Source organism: Salipiger sp. PrR002 (assembly GCF_010500775.1).
GTDB lineage: Bacteria > Pseudomonadota > Alphaproteobacteria > Rhodobacterales > Rhodobacteraceae > Salipiger.
Genome location: NZ_JAAGOU010000033.1, coordinates 1 through 16912, shown reverse-complemented (window position 1 = coordinate 16912; position 16912 = coordinate 1). Strand labels below are relative to the sequence as shown.

Genomic DNA, 16912 nt, shown 5'->3' with positions numbered 1-16912 from the left:
CTTTTGCCGCGTCAGGCCCTGAAGCGCAGCGAGATGCGGCCATTGCCGCGCTGCGCGTCAATCTGGATGCGCGGCACCGCGTCCTTCAACAGCCCGTCCACCTCGCCGGGCAGCGCGACCTGATGGCCGTTCACTGCCCGCAGCAGATCCCCGCGCTGCAGACCGATCCGCGCGCCCCACGGGCCGGGATCGACCACCACGACGCCTTCGCCTCCCGCAAGCGGCAGGCCAAGTTCGGTCTGCACCGCCGGGTTCAGCCGTGCCAGCGTCAGCCCCGGCAGCACCGCCCGCTCGTCCAGCGTGACCCGCTGTTGCGGCGGCTCGTCGGGCGCGGCGATCATCGCGACCTTGGCTTCGTTCTGCGCGCCGTTATGAAGATAGGTGATCTGCGCCTTATGGCCCAGCCCCGTCACCGACATGCGGTAGAGCATCTCTGCCGGCGTGTTCACCGGCTGGTCGTCGACCTCGAGCACGACGTCCCCCACGTCGAGCCCGGCCTTGGCGAAGGGGCTGGCCTCATGCAGCTCCGAGATCAGCACACCGCCGGGCAGCCCCATGCCAAGGCTTTCCGACAAGTCCGCATCTACGCTCTGTCCGGTCATCCCGGCCCAAGGCCGCTCGAAGGAGGTGTTGCCCGCCTCCGCCTGTTCGACGAATTGGCTCACCAGCGCGGAGGGGATGGCGAAGCCGATGCCGTTCGAGCCGCCCGAGCGGGTGAGGATCGAGGTGTTCACGCCGATGAGTTGGCCCTTCACGTCGATCAGCGCGCCGCCGGAATTGCCCGGGTTGATCGGCGCATCGGTCTGGATGAAATAGCCGCGCGCATTGCCGGTGGCGGTGCCCGAGCGGGCAAGGCCCGACACGATGCCCGAGCTGACGGTCTGCCCCACGCCGAACGGGTTGCCGATGGCCAGTGCCAGTTCGCCCACCTCGACGGAATCGCTGTCGCGCAGCGGCAGGAAGGGCATGCCCTTGGCGCCGTCGAGCTTCAGGATCGCCAGATCGGCTTCCTCGTCGGCCAGCAGAACCTCGGCGTCATATTCGGCGCCATTGTTGAGCACCACGCGGATGTCGGTCGCCTGCCCCACCACGTGGTAATTCGACACGACGATGCCATCCGCCGACAGGATCACCCCCGAGCCCAGCGAGTTCTGCACCCGCGGCCGCCCGCGAAAATCGCTGAACAGGTTGCCGAAGAGCGGATCGCCCGCGAAAGGACTTCGCGCCTCGACCACGCGGCTGGCATAGATATTGACCACCGCCGGGGTCGCCTTTTTCACCAGCGGCACGAAGGAGAGGGAAATCTCCGCCTTGCTCTGCGGCACTTTGGCCGAGGTCTCGGCAAGCGCCGGCACGGCTGTGAGGGCAAGGCTGAGGGCGGGAACGATCAGGATGTTTCGCAGCATGTAGCGGTCCTCCAGTACCTCTTGGGATATGTCGGGCGGATCTTTGGAATGCAAGTCACGCCCCGGTGCGCGCCCCGTGCGCTTTACGTGTGCGGGGCGCGGCCAAGACCGGAGCTGCTAAGACTGGAAATGCCGCGCGCGCCGTGTCAGAAGCCGCCGCGTCAGTCATTGGAGTGCCCTCATGCAGATCGTCTCGCTCATCGCCCGCCCCGGCACGCTGGATACCGCGCTGGTCGACAGCCTGCGCAACGCTTTCGGCGGCGGCCCCGTCACCGTGCTGTCGGATGGCGAAGCGGCGGAATTCCCGATCGAGACCGCGCCTAGCAACTTCGAAGAGGTGCGCGCCTCGCTCGCCGATCAGGCAGACGTGAACCTGCTGCCGGGCGATGGCCGCCGCAAGAAGATGCTGCTGGCGGATATGGACAGCACGATGATCCAGCAGGAATGCATCGACGAGTTGGCCGAGGAAGCCGGCGTCGGCGCGCATGTGAAAGAGATCACCGCGCGGGCGATGAACGGCGAGCTCGACTTCGAAGGCGCGCTGACCGAGCGGGTGGCGCTGCTGAAAGGCTTGCCGGAAAGCGTCATCGACAAGGTGCTGGAGACCCGCATCACGCTGATGCCGGGCGGCCCTGCCCTCGTGGCGACGATGAAGGCCAATGGTGCCTATGCGGCGCTGGTCTCGGGCGGGTTCACCGCCTTCACCGGGAAAGTGGCGGCGCAGGTTGGCTTCGACGAGAACCGCGCCAACACGCTGCTGGTCGAGGGCGGCAAGCTCACCGGCATTCCGGCACGGCCCATCCTCGGGCGCGAGGCAAAGGTGCAGGCGCTGGAGGAGATCACCGCACGGCTCGGCATCACCGAGGCCGACGTGCTCGCGGTGGGCGACGGCGCGAATGATCTGGGGATGCTGGGCCGCGCCGGGTTTGGCGTCGCGCTGCATGCCAAACCCTCGGTGCAGGCGGAATGCGCTCTGCGGGTGAACCTCGGCGATCTGACCGCGCTGCTGTTCCTGCAGGGCTACGCCCGCGACGAATTCGCGGGCTGAGCGCGGCGTCAGGGCGGCGGCGGTTCGGCAGTCGATTAGCTTCCAGCGACATGTGGCATATCAACACGTAAGTTCGAAAGCCGAAAGCACCCGGGTTGATCTGCGCCGGTCAGACCTGTTCATCTCGCTGATGAGGCTGAACAATCCGAGGTACAATGCTCAATTCCATCCTGCACTCCAAAGCCGGCCGCGCCGGCGAGGAAGATCGCATCTTCTGGCGCGAGTCCTTTCAAACCAGAGAAGACCATATTACCGCGACCTTCATCGAAAGGCTCAGCTACCTGTCGGGGCCCACAGCGATGAAGCTGCTCCGCGAGGCCGCCCGGCATGACTCTGCGGACGGCGCCCAGCTCTTCGCTTGGAAGACAGCCGAATTCGCGACCGTAGACTTCTGGCCCCGCTGGCCCGCGCCCGATGCAGGCAGAACCAGCGTCTAGCCCGACGTCTTCATCCGCCTGACGGTCGGAGACCCTGCGAAGACGCTCGATCTCATCGTTGAGGCGAAGCAGGAACATGCCACGCAATGGCCCCGACAATGGCAGGACCAACTCCAGAGCTACCTGCAACGGCAGCGCGAAGAGTACGAGACCCCCGCCGATATCCTGGGGGTTCTCGGTGTCGGCGGCAGGGTAAGCGACATGGCCGCCTTTCGCGCCGCAGCCGCTGCTGTCCGGGAAGACGTGAAGGTCGCGTGGTTCAGCTGGGCCGATATCGCGCGCGCAGTCACGAAACTGCAAGCCAAGGTCAGCCCCGCCGAAGCGCGCATCCTGTCGGATCTCGAGAAGGCGCTTTCCTTCTTCGGCTTCGTGCACGTTGACTTCGACGTCGGTCTGAAGCGCCTGCACCCGCTTCCCAACACCGCTGAACTTGGACTGGAGAGCTTGGAAATATGGTAATGACCTGGACCGACTCGCTGCGCAACGTGCGCACCGCCTATCGCGTTGTCGCCGCCTACCAGCAGCGCACCTTGGCGATGATGAAACTAGCTCGGCGCGAATTCGAGCCGCTGAATTTCGCCTGCTGGTTCGCGACAGAACATGACGTGGCGCCGCCTCAACGGGTCGACCCGCTGCGAAAGTGGAGCTGGGATTTCGTTCCGATGCAATCCTGCGCAATCGCGCTTAACAGCGTGGGAACGCGCTACTGGACCATCAAGCCGGGAGAATGCATCGTCTACCTGTGACCCTGCGCCGACTCTGGCTTTTGGGACACCATGCAGGACACGCCCGGTGTCAGCCCATCCCCCTCGGCGCTCCCGTCTGAGACCGAGACCGAAACCAGCTTTTCCATCTACGCCTACCAGTGGCTTGGGGCAGAGCAGCCCTTCGATGCCAAGGATACCCTTTGGAACACGAGCGACCCCGAGGACTGCACCACAACGCCGCGCAAAGGTGAAGGCGGCGACTGGCAGTTGCTCAGGCTTGAGTTGAATCTCGAGGATTTCGAGAAGCAGGAGGATTTCATGCGCAAGGTGGAGACGTTCCGAGACCGGGTGAAGGCCGCCTACGGGGAAGACCTCGGAGTAGGCAGAGCCAGCCGCTGATCAGTCCGCGACGCTTTCCAACCGTTTAAAGCGCTACCCGCTCTCCCAACCTGCGGAACGCGCCTTCCTGCTTCACCTCCGTCACGCGGCGAAGAGCGTGTCCAGCGGGCGGATTTCCCCGGTGAGATGGCCTGCGAAATTGCGCAGCTCGGGGTTGAGGAAGCGGTGCACGTCGGGATGCGCCGGGTCCGCCACACCAAGCCGCACCAGCAGCGCGGCCATCACGCATTCCGCCGCGCGCGTGGCGCCGTCGATGATCTTGACCGTAACGCCCAGACCGCGCTCCGGCAGGATGGCGACGAAATAGCCCTCCGCCCCGGTCTTGATCGCCAGCGGCTCCAGCGCGGCGCGCATGAGCAAGGTGCAGGCGCGGCCTTCCCCCGCCACCAGATCGGGATAGGCATACATCGCCTCAACCAATTGCACCCCGGCACGGCTGAGCGTATCGCCGCGCTGCTGCGCGCTGGCGAACCACGCCATGGCCCGCGCCATGCCCGCCATCGTGGTGGCGTGGTTGGGGGCCGAGCAGCCGTCGATCCCGAAGCAGGGGCTTACCGCGCCGGTTACCTCCTCGAAGGCATCGCGCACCGCCACCTGAACCGGATGCTCTGGCAGCACATATTCGGGACCGGCCCCCAGATACTGGCTGAGCGTCAGAAAGCCCGCGTGCTTGCCCGAGCAGTTGTTGTGCAATTGGCAGGGGCTTTCGCCCTCGCGGTTCATCTGCAGCTTCAGAGCCTTGTCGCGGCTCGGCTGGGCACCGCAGCGCAGGTCCGCCTCCGACAGCTCCAAATCCGCCAGCCACGCTTCGACCGCCGCCACATGGATCGGCGCGCCCTGATGCGAGGCGCAGGCGAGCGCCAGCTGCGGCGGGGTCAGATGCCATGCCTCGGCGGCACCCGAGGCGACCAGCGGCAGCGCCTGAATCATTTTCGACGAGGAGCGCGGATAGACCACCGCATCCGGATCGCCCCAAGCGTGTACGATGCCGCCGGAGGCGTCACAGATCACCGCGTGCCCCATATGCAGGCTTTCCGCGAGCGGCCCGCGGCGGACCTCCACCAGAGGTACGGCGGCGGTGATGGGCTCTTGACGCATGGGGGTCCTCACAAACGAGCGATAATCTGCCATCGGGGCTTTCTCGCCCCGCGTGTTTCGGTCTATTGTCCCGCCGTCGAGCACGAATGGTCGCGCCGGTCAAGGGACCGGAACAGGTTGGAGGCGCGCCACACATCTAGAGGCAAGCACGGCTGGAGGCTGCAGGTATGAAGTCAATTCTCGGTGGGGTTCTGGGCGCAGCGATGGCGCTGACCGCAACGGCGGGTCTCGCACAGGAAGAAAGCACCAACCGGGTGAATGCGATCACCGACTGGTCGGTGTTCGAAGGCAACAGCCCGCGCGAATGCTGGGCGGTGACCACCTACAAGGAAAGCGTCAACACCAAGGACGGCCGCGTCGTCTCGGTGAAGCGCGGTGATATCCTTCTGATGGTCTTCTACCGCCCCGAAGCCAATGTGATGGGTCAGGTCGCCTTCACCGGCGGGTACCCGTTCGCGGGTGGCTCGACCGTCGAGGCGAATGTCTCGGGTGAGACCTTCGAGCTCTACACAGAGGGCGAATGGGCGTGGCCCGCAACGCCGCAGGACGACGCCAAGATCATCGCGGCGATGAAGCGCGGCTCCGATGCCACGCTGACCGCGCGGTCGAGCCGTGGCACGCAGACCAAGGACACTTTCTCGCTGCTGGGCTTCACCGCCGCGGTCGAGGATGCGGAGAAGCGCTGCACCAACTAAGCCGACAGCGCGGGAGTAATTGGAGAAAGATGAAAGGCACCCCGAAGCGCTTTCATCTTTCCGAAAATACTCAAATTCCAGCGCTGCCACGCACAGGCCGGTTGAAATTTCAGGAGCCATCCACAGATGAGCTTCACCGAGGGAACGCGCCTGCGCGTTCCCTTTGACTTTTTGCAGGCGAATCCTGTATGGAGAGGCCTTCTTTTTCCGAGGATGACGAGATGACCGCCAGCGCGCCGATCACCCAGGACGTGGTGACGATCCCCCGCAAGCAGCCCGAAGAGGGCAAGGTGAACCTGATCGGGCTCACCCGTGACGCCCTGCGCGCCGCCCTGATCGAGGCTGGCACGCCGGAGAAACAGGCGAAGATGCGGGTCGGCCAGATTTGGCAGTGGGTCTATCACTGGGGCGTCCGCGAGTTCTCGGCGATGACCAACCTCTCCAAGGATTACCGCGCCCTGCTCGACGAGAAATTTGCGATCTCGCTGCCCGAAATTGTCTCGAAGCAGGTCTCGGCGGATGGCACCCGCAAATATCTCGTGCGCATCGCGGGCGGCCATGAGGTCGAGGTGGTCTACATCCCCGAGGAAGATCGCGGCACGCTCTGCATCTCCTCTCAGGTGGGCTGTACCCTCACCTGCTCGTTCTGCCACACCGGCACGCAAAAGCTGGTGCGCAACCTTACCGCCGGCGAGATCATCGGTCAGGTCATGCTGGCACGCGACGATCTTGGCGAATGGCCCGAGCCGGGCACCGGCACCGGCGAGAACGGGCCGCGCCTGCTGTCGAACATCGTGCTGATGGGCATGGGTGAGCCGCTCTACAACTTCGACAACGTGCGCGACGCGATGAAGATCGCCATGGACGGCGAGGGCATCGCCCTCTCGCGCCGCCGCATCACCCTGTCGACCTCGGGCGTCGTGCCGGAGATCGCCAAATGCGCCGAAGAGATTGGTTGCCTGATGGCGGTCAGTTTCCACGCCACCACCGACGAGGTGCGCAACAAGCTGGTGCCGATCAACAAGCGCTGGAACATCGAAGAACTGCTGAACGCGCTGCGTGAATATCCGCGGCTGTCGAACTCCGAGCGCATCACCTTCGAATATGTGATGCTCAAGGATGTGAACGACACCGATGCCGACGCGCGCCGTCTGGTGAAGCTGATCTCGGGGATCCCGGCCAAGATCAACCTCATCCCCTTCAACGAATGGCCCGGCGCGCCCTATCAGCGTTCGGACTGGGAGCGGATCGAGCGGTTCGCTGACATCATCTACAAGGCTGGCTACGCCTCGCCGATCCGCACCCCGCGCGGCGAGGACATCATGGCCGCCTGCGGTCAGCTGAAGTCGGCCACCGAACGCGCCCGCAAATCGCGCAAGCAGATCGAAGCCGAGAGCGGCATCGGCGGCGCGGCTTGACTAACCTGATTTAATTAATCAGGATTACCTCACCCAGCCAGTCCCACCTCCGGGACAGCCCGGATCGACGGCCCCATCGGGGCGACTGGCTGGGAGAGGTTCCATGCGACATGAACGGTTCGACCGGGTGGCATTGCGCCCCGCGGAAGCGCGGGTGGTGCGGCTACTACGGCTGTGGCGCGAGAATGATGAAGCCACCGCGCAGCTCGAATTGCGCGACGCGCTCGGCTTCACGCGCGCCCGCGCCTGCCTGCGCGCCTTGGGTGATTTCGCGGATTTGCTCACCACGCATGGGTGGCACGCTCCGCTCATCCTCCCGCCGGAGGCGACCGGCCTCTCCGACGATGAGCGCGCCATTGCCAGCTTCGTGCTGACCGCCACAGAGCAAGACCGCGATCTGGCGCTAGCCGAGGCCACCATGCTGGTCACCCCCATCCATATTCTGACGCTGACCAACGCCGCCGAGCGTCTTGGCCTGCCGCTGCTCTGCGAGGAATGCCGCGCGCGCCTCGATTGCCGCCTGAACTGACCCCCATCACGGACGCGTGCCAAGTGAAACCGCGCCCTTGACCTTCCAGTGACTGGAAGCCCTATGTTGTGAGGCGACCAAGATTGGAAGGAGTCGCATCATGGCCGACGGAAGCCTGCGCTTCGAAGTGACGAAGATGACATGTGGCGGCTGCGCGGGACGCGCGCAGAAGGCGCTGGCCGGGGTCGAGGGCGTCACCGACGCCTCGGTGAACCTCGCAACCAAGATGGCGCATGTGGAAGGCAGCGCCGGGGTGCCTGCGCTGCGTGCGGCGCTCGACAAGGCGGGCTACCCTGCCGGCGAGTCGACCATGCGCCTCGGCATCGAGGGCATGAGCTGCGCCTCCTGCGCGGGCCGCGTCGAGCGGGCGCTGGCCGATGTGCCCGGCGTGCTCTCGGCGACTGTGAACCTCGCCAGCGAGACCGCCGAGGTGAAGCTGCTGAGCGGCTCCGCCGAGGCCCCGGCGCTGATCCACGCGGTCGAAGGCGCGGGCTATAAGGCCAGCCTCGCCAGCGACGACAGCGCCGAGCAGGAAGCCCGCAAGAACGCCGAGCACACGGCGCTGAAGCGCGACCTGATCGTCGCCGCCGTGCTGACCGCACCGGTGTTCATTCTTGAGATGGGCGGCCATTTCATCCCCGGCTTTCACGATCTGATCGCCGGGACGATCGGCATGACCACCTCTTGGCTGGTCCAGTTCGTTCTGGTCACCGCGGTGCTGGTCTGGCCGGGGCGGCGGTTCTACCAGATCGGCCTGCCGCTGCTGCTCAAGGGCGCGCCGGACATGAATTCTCTGGTGGCGCTCGGCACATTGGCGGCCTGGCTCTACTCCACCGTCGCACTGTTCCTGCCCGGGCTGCTGCCCGAGGGCACGCGGGCGGTCTATTTCGAGGCGGCGGGCGTGATCGTCACGCTGATCCTGCTGGGCCGCTTCCTCGAGGCGCGCGCCAAGGGCCGCACCGGGGCGGCGATCAAGCGGCTGGTCGGGCTGAAACCCTCGACCGCTCGCGTAGAGCGCGAGGGCGAGATCGCCGAGCTGCCCATCGCCGAAGTGGTACAGGGCGATGTGCTGCACGTCCGACCGGGCGAGCGCATTGCCGTCGATGGCGAGGTGCTGACCGGGCGCTCTTATGTCGATGAGAGCATGATCACTGGCGAGCCGGTGCCGGTGGAGAAATCGGACGGCGCCACCGTGGTTGGAGGTACGGTCAACGGCGCGGGCGCGCTCAGCTTCCGGGCCACCGCCGTGGGCGCCGACACCATGCTGGCGCGGATCATCGCCATGGTCGAAGAGGCGCAGGGGGCCAAGCTGCCGATTCAGGCGCTGGCCGACAAGGTGGTGATCTGGTTCGTGCCCGCCGTCATGGCCGCCGCCGCGCTCACCTTCCTTGCGTGGCTGATCTTCGGCCCCTCCCCTGCCCTGACCTACGCGCTGGTCGCCGGCGTCTCGGTGCTGATCGTCGCCTGCCCCTGCGCCATGGGGCTGGCCACGCCGACCTCGATCATGGTCGGCACCGGGCGCGCCGCTGAACTGGGTGTGCTCTTCCGCAAGGGCGACGCGCTGCAGCGGCTGGAAAGCGTCAGCGTCGTTGCCTTCGACAAGACCGGCACGCTGACCGAGGGGCGGCCAGAACTGGTGCGCACGACCGCCGCGCCGGGCTTTGACGAGGGAGCCGTGCTGCGCCTTGCGGCCAGCGCCGAGCAAAGCTCGGAGCACCCGATCGCACGGGCGCTGGAGCGGGCCGCCGAGGGTACGCTGCCGCAGGCCGAAGAGGTCGAGGCCATCGCGGGCCACGGCCTTGTTGCCCGCGTCGAGGGGCGCCGCGTGCTGGTCGGGGCCGCCCGGCTGATGGCGCGCGAGGGGATCGACCTTGGCGCACTGAGCGCTGCGCATGACGAGATCGCCGGGGCCGGGCAAACCCCGGTGCTGGTCGCCGTCGACGGGCAGATCGCCGGCGCGCTGGCCGTGGCCGACAAGGTCAAACCCGGTGCCAAAGCCGCCATCGCCAAGCTGCACGACATGGGGCTGAAGACCGCGATGATCACCGGCGACACCCGCGCCACCGCGCAGGCCATCGCCGCCGAGCTGGGCATCGACCATGTGGAGGCCGAGGTGCTGCCCGAGGGCAAGCGCGATGCGGTGCGGGCGCTGCGCGACGCGCATGGCGCTGTGGGCTTCGTCGGCGATGGCATCAACGACGCCCCGGCGCTGGCCGAGGCCGAGGTCGGGCTCGCCATGGGCACCGGCACCGATGTGGCCATCGAAAGCGCCGATGTGGTGCTTGTCTCGGGCGACACGCGGGGGGTGGTCGAGGCCGTGCACCTGAGCCGCGCCGTGCTGCGCAACATCCGTCAGAACCTCTTCTGGGCCTTCGGCTACAACGTGGCGCTGATCCCGGTGGCGGCTGGGGTCTTCTACCCGGCCTTCGGCACGCTGCTTTCGCCGATGCTGGCGGCGGGCGCGATGGCGCTGTCGTCGGTCTTTGTTCTGAGCAACGCGCTGCGTCTGCGCAGGCTCGCCCCGGCCATGGCGCCGGAGCATGCCGCGCGCCCGTCGCAGTCTGCCGCACCGCAGGAGGCCGAGGCATGAACATCGGAGATGTCGCCACCCGCGCCGGGCTGCCGCCCAAGACCATCCGCTACTACGAGGACATCGGCCTCGTGACGCCGCACCGGGGCGCCAACGGCTACCGCGCGTTCACAGAACAGGACGTGCACAAGCTGGCCTTCCTCGCCCGCGCGCGGACGCTGGGCTTTACCATTGAGGACTGCCGCGCGCTGCTGGCGCTCTATGAGGACGAAAGCCGCGCAAGCGCCGAGGTGAAGCATATCGCCGAGGACCATCTGGCGCAGATCGACGAGAAGCTGGCGCAGTTGCAGCAGATGCGCGACACGCTGGCGCATCTGGTCCACGCCTGCCACGGCGACGACCGCCCCGACTGCCCGATCCTCAGCGATCTGGCCTCGGAGCCGTGCAAAGCACCGTCCGAGCCCTAGGGCGCTTGGGTCTCAAGCTCCAGCAGCGCCCGGCGGGTCGCCTGCCAGACCGGCATCACCGCGTCGAGGCTGCCCACCGGCAGCGTCTCGCTTGACCGGGCGCGCTCTTCCTCGACGCGCAAGGCGGCGTGCAGGGCAGTGGCACCAAACACCGCCGCGGATCCCGCGATCCGGTGGACCTTCTCGGCATAGCGCGTCGGGTCGATCCCGGCGCGCATTTCCTTCGCCAGTTCGCGCAGGCCGTCTTCGGTCTCGGACACGAAACGGTCGCGCAGCGAGGCGAACAGCTCTGCCCCGAGCGTCGTCGCCGCGGCGTCGAGCGCCACGTCATCCAGCACCGGGGCGTCCTGCGGCTCCATATCCGCCGCGCCCTGCGCCTCGGGGAGCGGAGCAGCAACCGGGGCAATGCCCGCGATCGCTTCGGTCAGCGCGCGCCATGTGATCGGCTTGGTCAGGGTGACCTTCATGCCCGCCTCGCGGAACCGCGCGATGTCGGCGGGCAGCGCATGGGCGGTGAGCGCGACGATGGGCGTTTCGGCGTTCGGCCCACCCCCGGCACGCAGACGGCGCGTGGTTTCGACACCATCGAGGCCGGGCATCGAGATATCCATCAGCACGAGGTCAAAGGGCTCTTCTGCCGCGATCTTCAGCCCTTCTGCACCGTCGCGCGCCTCGATCACCGTATGCCCCATCTTGCGCAGCATGGCGTTCGCCACGAGGCGGTTCACCGGATTGTCCTCGACCACGAGGATGCGCGAAGGGGCCATCTGCGGGTTCTGCACCGGGGCGGGCGGCAGCGCCTGAAGCGGCGCGCGTTCGGCAGGCAGCGCAACGCTAAAGCGCGTGCCCTTCCCCGGCGCGCTTTCGACCGAGACCTCGCCGCCCATCGCATTGACCAGCCGCCGGACGATCCCCAGCCCCAGCCCGGTGCCCTCTGCCGCGCGCATGTAGGAGGAGTCGAGCGTCACGAAATCCTCGAAGATGCGCTCCTGCTGGTCCTCGGCGATGCCGATGCCATTGTCCGCCACCTCGAAATGCAGCGTGCCGGTCCGCTCGGGACAGTCCAGCGTGAGGTGAATCTCGCCATTCTCGGTGAATTTGATCGCATTGCCCATGAGGTTGACCAGCACCTGCCTCAGGCGCGTCGGATCCCCCATCATCAGCGGGCAGCCGCCATCGGGCAGCGAGACCTGCAGCATGTTGCCGCGCGCTGCCGCCGTGGGCCGCAGCACGTCCACCACCTCCCGCGCAAGCTCCACCGGATCAAACGGCGCGCGGGCAAAGCTGAAACGCCCGGTCTCCAGCCGCGTATGGTCGAGCACGTCGTTCACATGCTGCAAGAGCACGTCCCCGGCGCGGCGCAGGATCTGCAGATATTCGCGCTGGTCACGGTTCAGTTCCGTTTCGGTCAGCAGTTCCAGCGCACCGATCATACCGTTCAGCGGCGTGCGCATCTCGTGGCTCATGATGGCGATGAAACGGGCCTTGGCCTGCTCGCCTTCGACCGCTTTGTCGCGCGCCTCGACAAGCTCTTCCTCGGCGCTGATGTCGCGGGTGATGTCGCGGAAATAGACCGCGCGCAGCATATCTCCCTCATGCTCCGTCTCGGTGACCGAAAGCTCCATCGGGTAGCGCGTGCCATCGGCGCGCAGCCCCTCGCAGCGCACCCGGCCCCGCCCTGCATGTCTGGAGAAGGTCAGGTCGCGTGCCTCCGGGCTACCGGGCGGGAACAACAGTTCAGACGCTGGACGGCCCAGCGTCAGATCGCGGCCATGGCCGGAAATGCATTCCGCCGCGCCGTTGAACTGCAGGATCCGCCCCGCGCCATCGGTCACCACGATCCCGTCGAGCGCCGTCGAGACCACCGCTTCGAGCCGGTGATTGGCGCGGGCCCGGCGCTGCGCCTGATCGCGGGCCACATGCATCAGCTGCCAGAGCGCCACCACGCCGAGCGCAAGCGCCAGCACGAGGATCAGCGCCATTCCCGAAAGCCGCACCAGAGAGTTCATCACCTTGCGCCGCTGGGTGTCGGACGCCGCCGAGAACGCCCGTACCCCCGACAGAGAGACCTCGCGGATCGCCAGCCGCACCGGCTCGGCCCGCACCCGCAGCTCTGGCAGCGCCGCCAGCAGGGCATCCTCGGGACCGTCAATCAGCGGCACTGTGTCTTTCAGGAACTCGCGCACGGTGCGCATCGGCCCTTCTGCGGTGGGCGTGTTGACGATGTCGGCGTAAAGCGCGCCACGAGAGATCGTCTGGTACCGGCTGTAGAAGATGTCGAACGCCAGACGCAGCGCATCGGCATTGGTATAGCCGTCGGGCTTATCAAGCTCGGCCTGCAGGGTGCCGAACTCCACCTCCATCTGCGCCAGCGACCACTGGCCATTGTCCGAGTTGGCGGTCGCGAGTCCCTGGATCTGCCGCGCCGCGTCGACGGTCAGCAGCACCAGCGCGGCAAGACACAGCACGATGAAGGGCGCGCTCAGCGCCGCCCAGCGTTTGCGGTTCGGCAGGCTGCCACCGGCGGAGGAATCGCTTGCGTCGCTCACGGCTCGATTTCGATCCTCTTCAATTGCCAGATGCTGCGCGAAAAGATGATCTCGCTGCGATAGTCGGGGTTGTCGTCGTAAGGGTAGACCACCCAGAGCGGCCCCTTGTCGCGCACGCTCATCGGCTTGCCGTTGCGCGCCCATGCGATGATCGGCCCATCAGGTTCGGCATCGCTGACCGGGATCTCGACCCAATACTCATTGATCGCCACAGCACGGAGACTCCCATCTGCGACCCCAAGCTCTTCGAGCAGCCGATGCAGCGAGACCCCGGTGAAGGTCTGCTCTCCCTCAGTCCAGATCGTCTCGGTGGTAAAGCTCGTCTCGCCAAGTTCCTTGAGCATGGGCAGATCGAAGGACGCCCCCTCGGGAACGTTCGAGACCGACAGCGGCCCATCCACGGTCAGCAGCACCGGCCCGCTTGGTGTGCGCAGCGTCTGCGCCCAAGCGGTCGAGCCGGAAAAAGCCCCGGAAAACAGGCAAACGAACATCAAAACCACCCAGCGGAGCATCAGTGTCCAACCTCCTTGCGAACTTCGTTGCCGCTCAATATCATACGTCGCTGTTACCCAAGCGCAAAGACGTACCAGATTGCCAGTGCCCAAACTAGTTTCTGAAACTAAGCGGTAAGACTTTTGCGCCAGAACTTGCTTGCTGCAAGCAGAGCTCTTGGCAGGAGGACACATGCGTATTCTGGTCGCTGATGACCACGATCTCGTCCGCGAGACGATCGCCGCCTTCCTCCGCTCGGAGGGTATCGACGAGGTGTTCACCGCCGCAACGCTGGACGAGGCGATCGCGCTGGTCGAGCGTGGGCTGGCCTTCGATCTGATCCTGCTCGATTACAACATGCCCGGCATGGCTGGTCTTTCGGGCCTTGATCGGATGCGTGACGTCTGCGGCGGCGTGCCCGTCGCCCTGCTCTCGGGCACCGCCACCGCCGATATCGCGCAGGCCGCGATCCGCTCGGGCGCCGCCGGGTTCATTCCCAAGACGCTGCCGTCCAAAACCATCGTGAGCGCCGCTCAGGTGATGGCGGCGGGCGAGATCTTTGCCCCCTACAGCTTTATGACGCAGGCCCCCGACGGCAAGGCCGCCGAACTGACCCCGCGCGAACGCGAAGTGCTGCGCGGGCTCTGCGAGGGCAAATCCAACAAGGAAATCGCCCGCGACCTCGATCTGCAGGAAGTGACCATCAAGCTGCATGTAAAGACGCTCAGCCGCAAGCTGGAGGCGCGCAACCGCACCCATGCGGCGATGATCGCCAAAGAGCTGAACCTGGCCTGAGCGGCGCGCTGCGGGGCTCTGCGCCCTAAATCCAGCGCGCCCTAGACCAGTACCCTAGACCAGCGCCCTAAATCCAGCGCAGGCGGCGCAGGATCAGCAGTTGCAGCCCCACCACTACCGCCAGACCGCCACAGAACATCCAGAAGGCCATGGGCTCACCCGCGCCCGGCATCCCGGCGACGTTGATCCCAAAGAGTCCCGTGAGAAAGCCCAGAGGCAGGAACAGCGCCGACAGCACCGACAGCATATACATGTTGCGATTGAGCCGGTCCGACAGCTGCCCCGCAAGCTCGTCGCGCACCAGCGCCATCCGTTCGCGCATCGCATCCGCGTCTTCGACCACACGCTCGATCGCGTCCAGTTCCTCTTCCATCTGGCGCAGGTCGTCGGCTTCGAGCCAATCGGGATGGCTGGTTTGCAGCACCTTCAGCGCATCGCGCTGCGGCAGCAGGTAGCGGCGCAGGATGATCGCACGGCGGCGCAATTCGACCAGTTGCTGACGCATGGCGTCATGCGTCTCTTCCAGCACATCCTCTTCAAGCTGGTCGGCCTCCTCCTCGATGCCGCGCCAGAAGGATTCGATCCGGTAGGTCAGCCGCTCGACCAGCAGCGACAGGAATTCCGCGCAATCCTTCGGTCCGCCGCCAAGCTCCAGAGCATGGGCGATGTCGTCCACCGCCCGGACCTTCCGCCGCGACAGGCTGACGATGCGCTGCTGGTCGATCCAGAGCCGGATCGAGACCATGTCTTCGGGATCGTCGCCCTCGATCGTGTTGATCCCGCGCAGGATAACGATCAACCCGTCGCCAATCCGCGTGATGCGCGGCCGGGTCTCTTCGGCGACCAGCGCGTCGATGATCGTCGGATCGAGATATGAGAGATTCTCGACGATCCAGCCCGGCGCATCCGCGTGTGAGGCCTTGAGGTGAACCCAGCCCAAAGTCTCGCTGCGCAGCACCTCGGGGGCCTCAGTGGGCGTGAGTCTGCGCCCCGCGTTGGGCCCGTCGAGGACGAATCCGGTTTCGATAAGATCAGCGGGGCGCGGGACAAGGTTTTGCATGGCGAAAAGGTACATTGGACGCCGCAAAGGGCAAGTCCCTGCAAGTCATGAAATGTTACTTAAATTTCATGCAGTTGTCGCTTCGTCGTCACCTCGATCTTGCAGCTGTTCATTTTCGCACAGCCTCTGGCTCTTTTTTGGAAACCCATGGGTTTTCGAACTCTCGTTCACGAAATTGGACAGGATGAAACTGAACCCGAGAGTTCAAATGCTCTTATTTTGTGCGGTTTATAAACCCATTGGGATTTGCTTGCTCACTTTCAAGTGCACGCTTTCGCGATCCGCTGTGATCGCTCCCGTGATTTGCTAAATCGCCGTGAAATAACGATTTATCACTCATCCCAAAACGAAACGGGACGCGGCGACGCCTGACGCCACCGCAGATTCAGGAGTTAAAAGGAACGTCGTTATGAAAACTCTTATCGCATCCGCCCTCGTTGCCACCGCCGCTCTGACCGGCGCCGCTTCGGCTGCTACCGCTACCGCGGCTCCCGCACAGAAAGAGCTGCAGCAGCTCGTGCCCGGTGCCAACCTGTCCGGCCTGAGCGACGCCGAGATCATCTCGGTCGTGCAGACCGTCAATGACCTCGACAACCCCTCGCAGAAAGCCGGCATCGCAAAGGCGCTGATCGAGACGCTGAACTGAGTGTCTGCCACGCCCCACGCGGCGTGAGCACGAAGACCAGACGGATGGGCCAGCCGGTCTGACCGGCCCGTCCGCCAAGCCCCCCGCGCACAAACGCGCATCAAAGCACAATGGCATCGCAGAATGCCTGCTTCAAAGTTACGGAAGGAACCTCCCATGAAAACGCTTATCGCATCCACTCTCATCGCCACCGCAGCCCTGACCGGCGTCGCCTCCGCAGCCCCCTCCGCCGCCGCAAACGCCGCGCGCGTGATCGAGGCGAGCGTGCCGAACGCCGACCTCTCGGGCCTGAGCGACCAGCAGATCGTCGCCGTGGCGCACACGCTGCAGCAAACCGAAGGCGCAGCCAAGAAAATCGGCGTGACCGAAGCGCTGATCCAGTCGCTGAACTGAGCTCCGCCGGTCGCGGCCTGAGGGCCGCGCCAGCACAGCTTCACAGCACCAGACGCAAAGCGCCCCCGCAGAGCCCTGCGGGGGCGCAGTTGTGTTTGGGTCCCTGAAGCCGGGCTGCGGCACGGCCTGCGCCTCAGCCGCCCGCAGCGCTCCCCCGCGAAAGCGGCCCGGCGCACACCACTCCACCAACGAAAAAGGGCCGCCCTGAGGCGGCCCTTTCCCGATCTGCTGCCCGGCGTAGGT

The 16912-nt window shown here is 65.8% G+C and carries 18 protein-coding genes; 13 read left to right on the top strand and 5 right to left on the bottom strand.

The window, feature by feature from the left end; genetic code table 11:
• Positions 1-11 precede the first annotated feature (11 nt).
• Positions 12-1406: a trypsin-like peptidase domain-containing protein gene (locus tag G0A00_RS21795; protein ID WP_164184431.1), complete on the bottom strand. Its 1395-nt coding sequence runs from the start codon at positions 1404-1406 to the stop codon at positions 12-14.
• A 181-nt stretch (positions 1407-1587) separates the two neighbouring features.
• Here G0A00_RS21795 and serB point away from each other — a divergent pair, with 181 nt between their 5' ends.
• From serB to G0A00_RS21770, 5 genes are all read left to right on the top strand, one after another.
• On the top strand, positions 1588-2454 hold the full coding sequence (gene serB, locus G0A00_RS21790; protein ID WP_164184432.1) for a phosphoserine phosphatase SerB: 867 nt from the start codon (positions 1588-1590) through the stop codon (positions 2452-2454).
• A 155-nt stretch (positions 2455-2609) separates the two neighbouring features.
• Positions 2610-2891: a hypothetical protein gene (locus tag G0A00_RS21785; RefSeq protein ID WP_164184433.1), complete on the top strand. Its 282-nt coding sequence runs from the start codon at positions 2610-2612 to the stop codon at positions 2889-2891.
• 201 nt (positions 2892-3092) lie between these two features.
• Positions 3093-3350: a hypothetical protein gene (locus G0A00_RS21780; protein ID WP_164184434.1), complete on the top strand. Its 258-nt coding sequence runs from the start codon at positions 3093-3095 to the stop codon at positions 3348-3350.
• A complete protein-coding gene (locus G0A00_RS21775) occupies positions 3350-3637 on the top strand; it encodes a hypothetical protein (RefSeq protein ID WP_164184435.1) in 288 nt (95 codons plus the stop codon). Before G0A00_RS21780 ends, G0A00_RS21775 begins: the two co-directional genes overlap by 1 nt.
• Before the next feature lie 30 nt (positions 3638-3667).
• Positions 3668-3997 (top strand): hypothetical protein, encoded by a 330-nt coding sequence (locus G0A00_RS21770; protein ID WP_164184436.1) that lies wholly within the window; start codon positions 3668-3670, stop codon positions 3995-3997.
• A gap of 81 nt (positions 3998-4078) precedes the next feature.
• Here G0A00_RS21770 and G0A00_RS21765 read toward each other — a convergent pair whose 3' ends face one another.
• Complete coding sequence (locus G0A00_RS21765) at positions 4079-5095, bottom strand: asparaginase (RefSeq protein WP_164184437.1); 1017 nt, start codon at positions 5093-5095, stop codon at positions 4079-4081.
• A 167-nt stretch (positions 5096-5262) separates the two neighbouring features.
• Here G0A00_RS21765 and G0A00_RS21760 point away from each other — a divergent pair, with 167 nt between their 5' ends.
• The 5 genes from G0A00_RS21760 to cueR all read left to right on the top strand — a co-directional run bounded on the left by G0A00_RS21760 (position 5263) and on the right by cueR (position 10734).
• Positions 5263-5790: an invasion associated locus B family protein gene (locus G0A00_RS21760; protein WP_164184438.1), complete on the top strand. Its 528-nt coding sequence runs from the start codon at positions 5263-5265 to the stop codon at positions 5788-5790.
• Positions 5791-6011: 221 nt separating this feature from the next.
• Positions 6012-7208 (top strand): 23S rRNA (adenine(2503)-C(2))-methyltransferase RlmN, encoded by a 1197-nt coding sequence (gene rlmN, locus G0A00_RS21755; RefSeq protein WP_164184447.1) that lies wholly within the window; start codon positions 6012-6014, stop codon positions 7206-7208.
• A 103-nt stretch (positions 7209-7311) separates the two neighbouring features.
• Complete coding sequence (locus G0A00_RS21750; protein WP_164184439.1) at positions 7312-7737, top strand: hypothetical protein; 426 nt, start codon at positions 7312-7314, stop codon at positions 7735-7737.
• 100 nt (positions 7738-7837) lie between these two features.
• A complete protein-coding gene (locus G0A00_RS21745; RefSeq protein WP_164184440.1) occupies positions 7838-10327 on the top strand; it encodes a heavy metal translocating P-type ATPase in 2490 nt (829 codons plus the stop codon).
• Positions 10324-10734, top strand: coding sequence for a Cu(I)-responsive transcriptional regulator (gene cueR, locus G0A00_RS21740; protein ID WP_066102732.1), 411 nt, complete (start codon positions 10324-10326; stop codon positions 10732-10734). Before G0A00_RS21745 ends, cueR begins: the two co-directional genes overlap by 4 nt.
• Here the strand turns inward: cueR and G0A00_RS21735 are convergent.
• Positions 10731-13283, bottom strand: coding sequence for an ATP-binding protein (locus tag G0A00_RS21735; RefSeq protein WP_164184441.1), 2553 nt, complete (start codon positions 13281-13283; stop codon positions 10731-10733). The genes cueR and G0A00_RS21735 overlap by 4 nt on opposite strands.
• A complete protein-coding gene (locus tag G0A00_RS21730) occupies positions 13280-13795 on the bottom strand; it encodes a molybdopterin-dependent oxidoreductase (protein ID WP_235953269.1) in 516 nt (171 codons plus the stop codon). The genes G0A00_RS21735 and G0A00_RS21730 overlap by 4 nt, the downstream gene beginning before the upstream one ends.
• A 172-nt stretch (positions 13796-13967) precedes the next feature.
• On the opposite strand from G0A00_RS21730, the gene G0A00_RS21725 reads away from it, so the two are divergent.
• Complete coding sequence (locus tag G0A00_RS21725) at positions 13968-14570, top strand: response regulator transcription factor (protein ID WP_164184442.1); 603 nt, start codon at positions 13968-13970, stop codon at positions 14568-14570.
• A 67-nt stretch (positions 14571-14637) separates the two neighbouring features.
• Here the strand turns inward: G0A00_RS21725 and G0A00_RS21720 are convergent, their stop codons facing one another.
• Positions 14638-15630, bottom strand: a complete 993-nt coding sequence (locus tag G0A00_RS21720; RefSeq protein WP_164184443.1) for a zinc transporter ZntB — start codon at positions 15628-15630, stop codon at positions 14638-14640.
• 409 nt (positions 15631-16039) lie between these two features.
• On the opposite strand from G0A00_RS21720, the gene G0A00_RS21715 reads away from it, so the two are divergent.
• A complete protein-coding gene (locus G0A00_RS21715; RefSeq protein ID WP_164184444.1) occupies positions 16040-16276 on the top strand; it encodes a hypothetical protein in 237 nt (78 codons plus the stop codon).
• A 156-nt stretch (positions 16277-16432) separates the two neighbouring features.
• On the top strand, positions 16433-16669 hold the full coding sequence (locus G0A00_RS21710; protein ID WP_164184400.1) for a hypothetical protein: 237 nt from the start codon (positions 16433-16435) through the stop codon (positions 16667-16669).
• Positions 16670-16912 lie beyond the last annotated feature (243 nt).

Bases quoted from the DNA above. Each gene is read 5' to 3' on its own strand.
- G0A00_RS21765 (WP_164184437.1), bottom strand. From the start codon at position 5,095: ATGCGTCAAGAGCCCATCACCGCCGCCGTACCTCTGGTGGAGGTCCGC.
- G0A00_RS21760 (WP_164184438.1), top strand. From the start codon at position 5,263: ATGAAGTCAATTCTCGGTGGGGTTCTGGGCGCAGCGATGGCGCTGACC.
- cueR (WP_066102732.1), top strand. From the start codon at position 10,324: ATGAACATCGGAGATGTCGCCACCCGCGCCGGGCTGCCGCCCAAGACC.
- G0A00_RS21715 (WP_164184444.1), top strand. From the start codon at position 16,040: ATGAAAACTCTTATCGCATCCGCCCTCGTTGCCACCGCCGCTCTGACC.
- rlmN (WP_164184447.1), top strand. From the start codon at position 6,012: ATGACCGCCAGCGCGCCGATCACCCAGGACGTGGTGACGATCCCCCGC.
- serB (WP_164184432.1), top strand. From the start codon at position 1,588: ATGCAGATCGTCTCGCTCATCGCCCGCCCCGGCACGCTGGATACCGCG.
- G0A00_RS21730 (WP_235953269.1), bottom strand. From the start codon at position 13,795: ATGCTCCGCTGGGTGGTTTTGATGTTCGTTTGCCTGTTTTCCGGGGCT.
- G0A00_RS21710 (WP_164184400.1), top strand. From the start codon at position 16,433: ATGAAAACGCTTATCGCATCCACTCTCATCGCCACCGCAGCCCTGACC.
- G0A00_RS21785 (WP_164184433.1), top strand. From the start codon at position 2,610: ATGCTCAATTCCATCCTGCACTCCAAAGCCGGCCGCGCCGGCGAGGAA.
- G0A00_RS21745 (WP_164184440.1), top strand. From the start codon at position 7,838: ATGGCCGACGGAAGCCTGCGCTTCGAAGTGACGAAGATGACATGTGGC.
- G0A00_RS21780 (WP_164184434.1), top strand. From the start codon at position 3,093: ATGGCCGCCTTTCGCGCCGCAGCCGCTGCTGTCCGGGAAGACGTGAAG.
- G0A00_RS21750 (WP_164184439.1), top strand. From the start codon at position 7,312: ATGCGACATGAACGGTTCGACCGGGTGGCATTGCGCCCCGCGGAAGCG.
- G0A00_RS21770 (WP_164184436.1), top strand. From the start codon at position 3,668: ATGCAGGACACGCCCGGTGTCAGCCCATCCCCCTCGGCGCTCCCGTCT.
- G0A00_RS21720 (WP_164184443.1), bottom strand. From the start codon at position 15,630: ATGCAAAACCTTGTCCCGCGCCCCGCTGATCTTATCGAAACCGGATTC.
- G0A00_RS21795 (WP_164184431.1), bottom strand. From the start codon at position 1,406: ATGCTGCGAAACATCCTGATCGTTCCCGCCCTCAGCCTTGCCCTCACA.
- G0A00_RS21725 (WP_164184442.1), top strand. From the start codon at position 13,968: ATGCGTATTCTGGTCGCTGATGACCACGATCTCGTCCGCGAGACGATC.
- G0A00_RS21775 (WP_164184435.1), top strand. From the start codon at position 3,350: ATGACCTGGACCGACTCGCTGCGCAACGTGCGCACCGCCTATCGCGTT.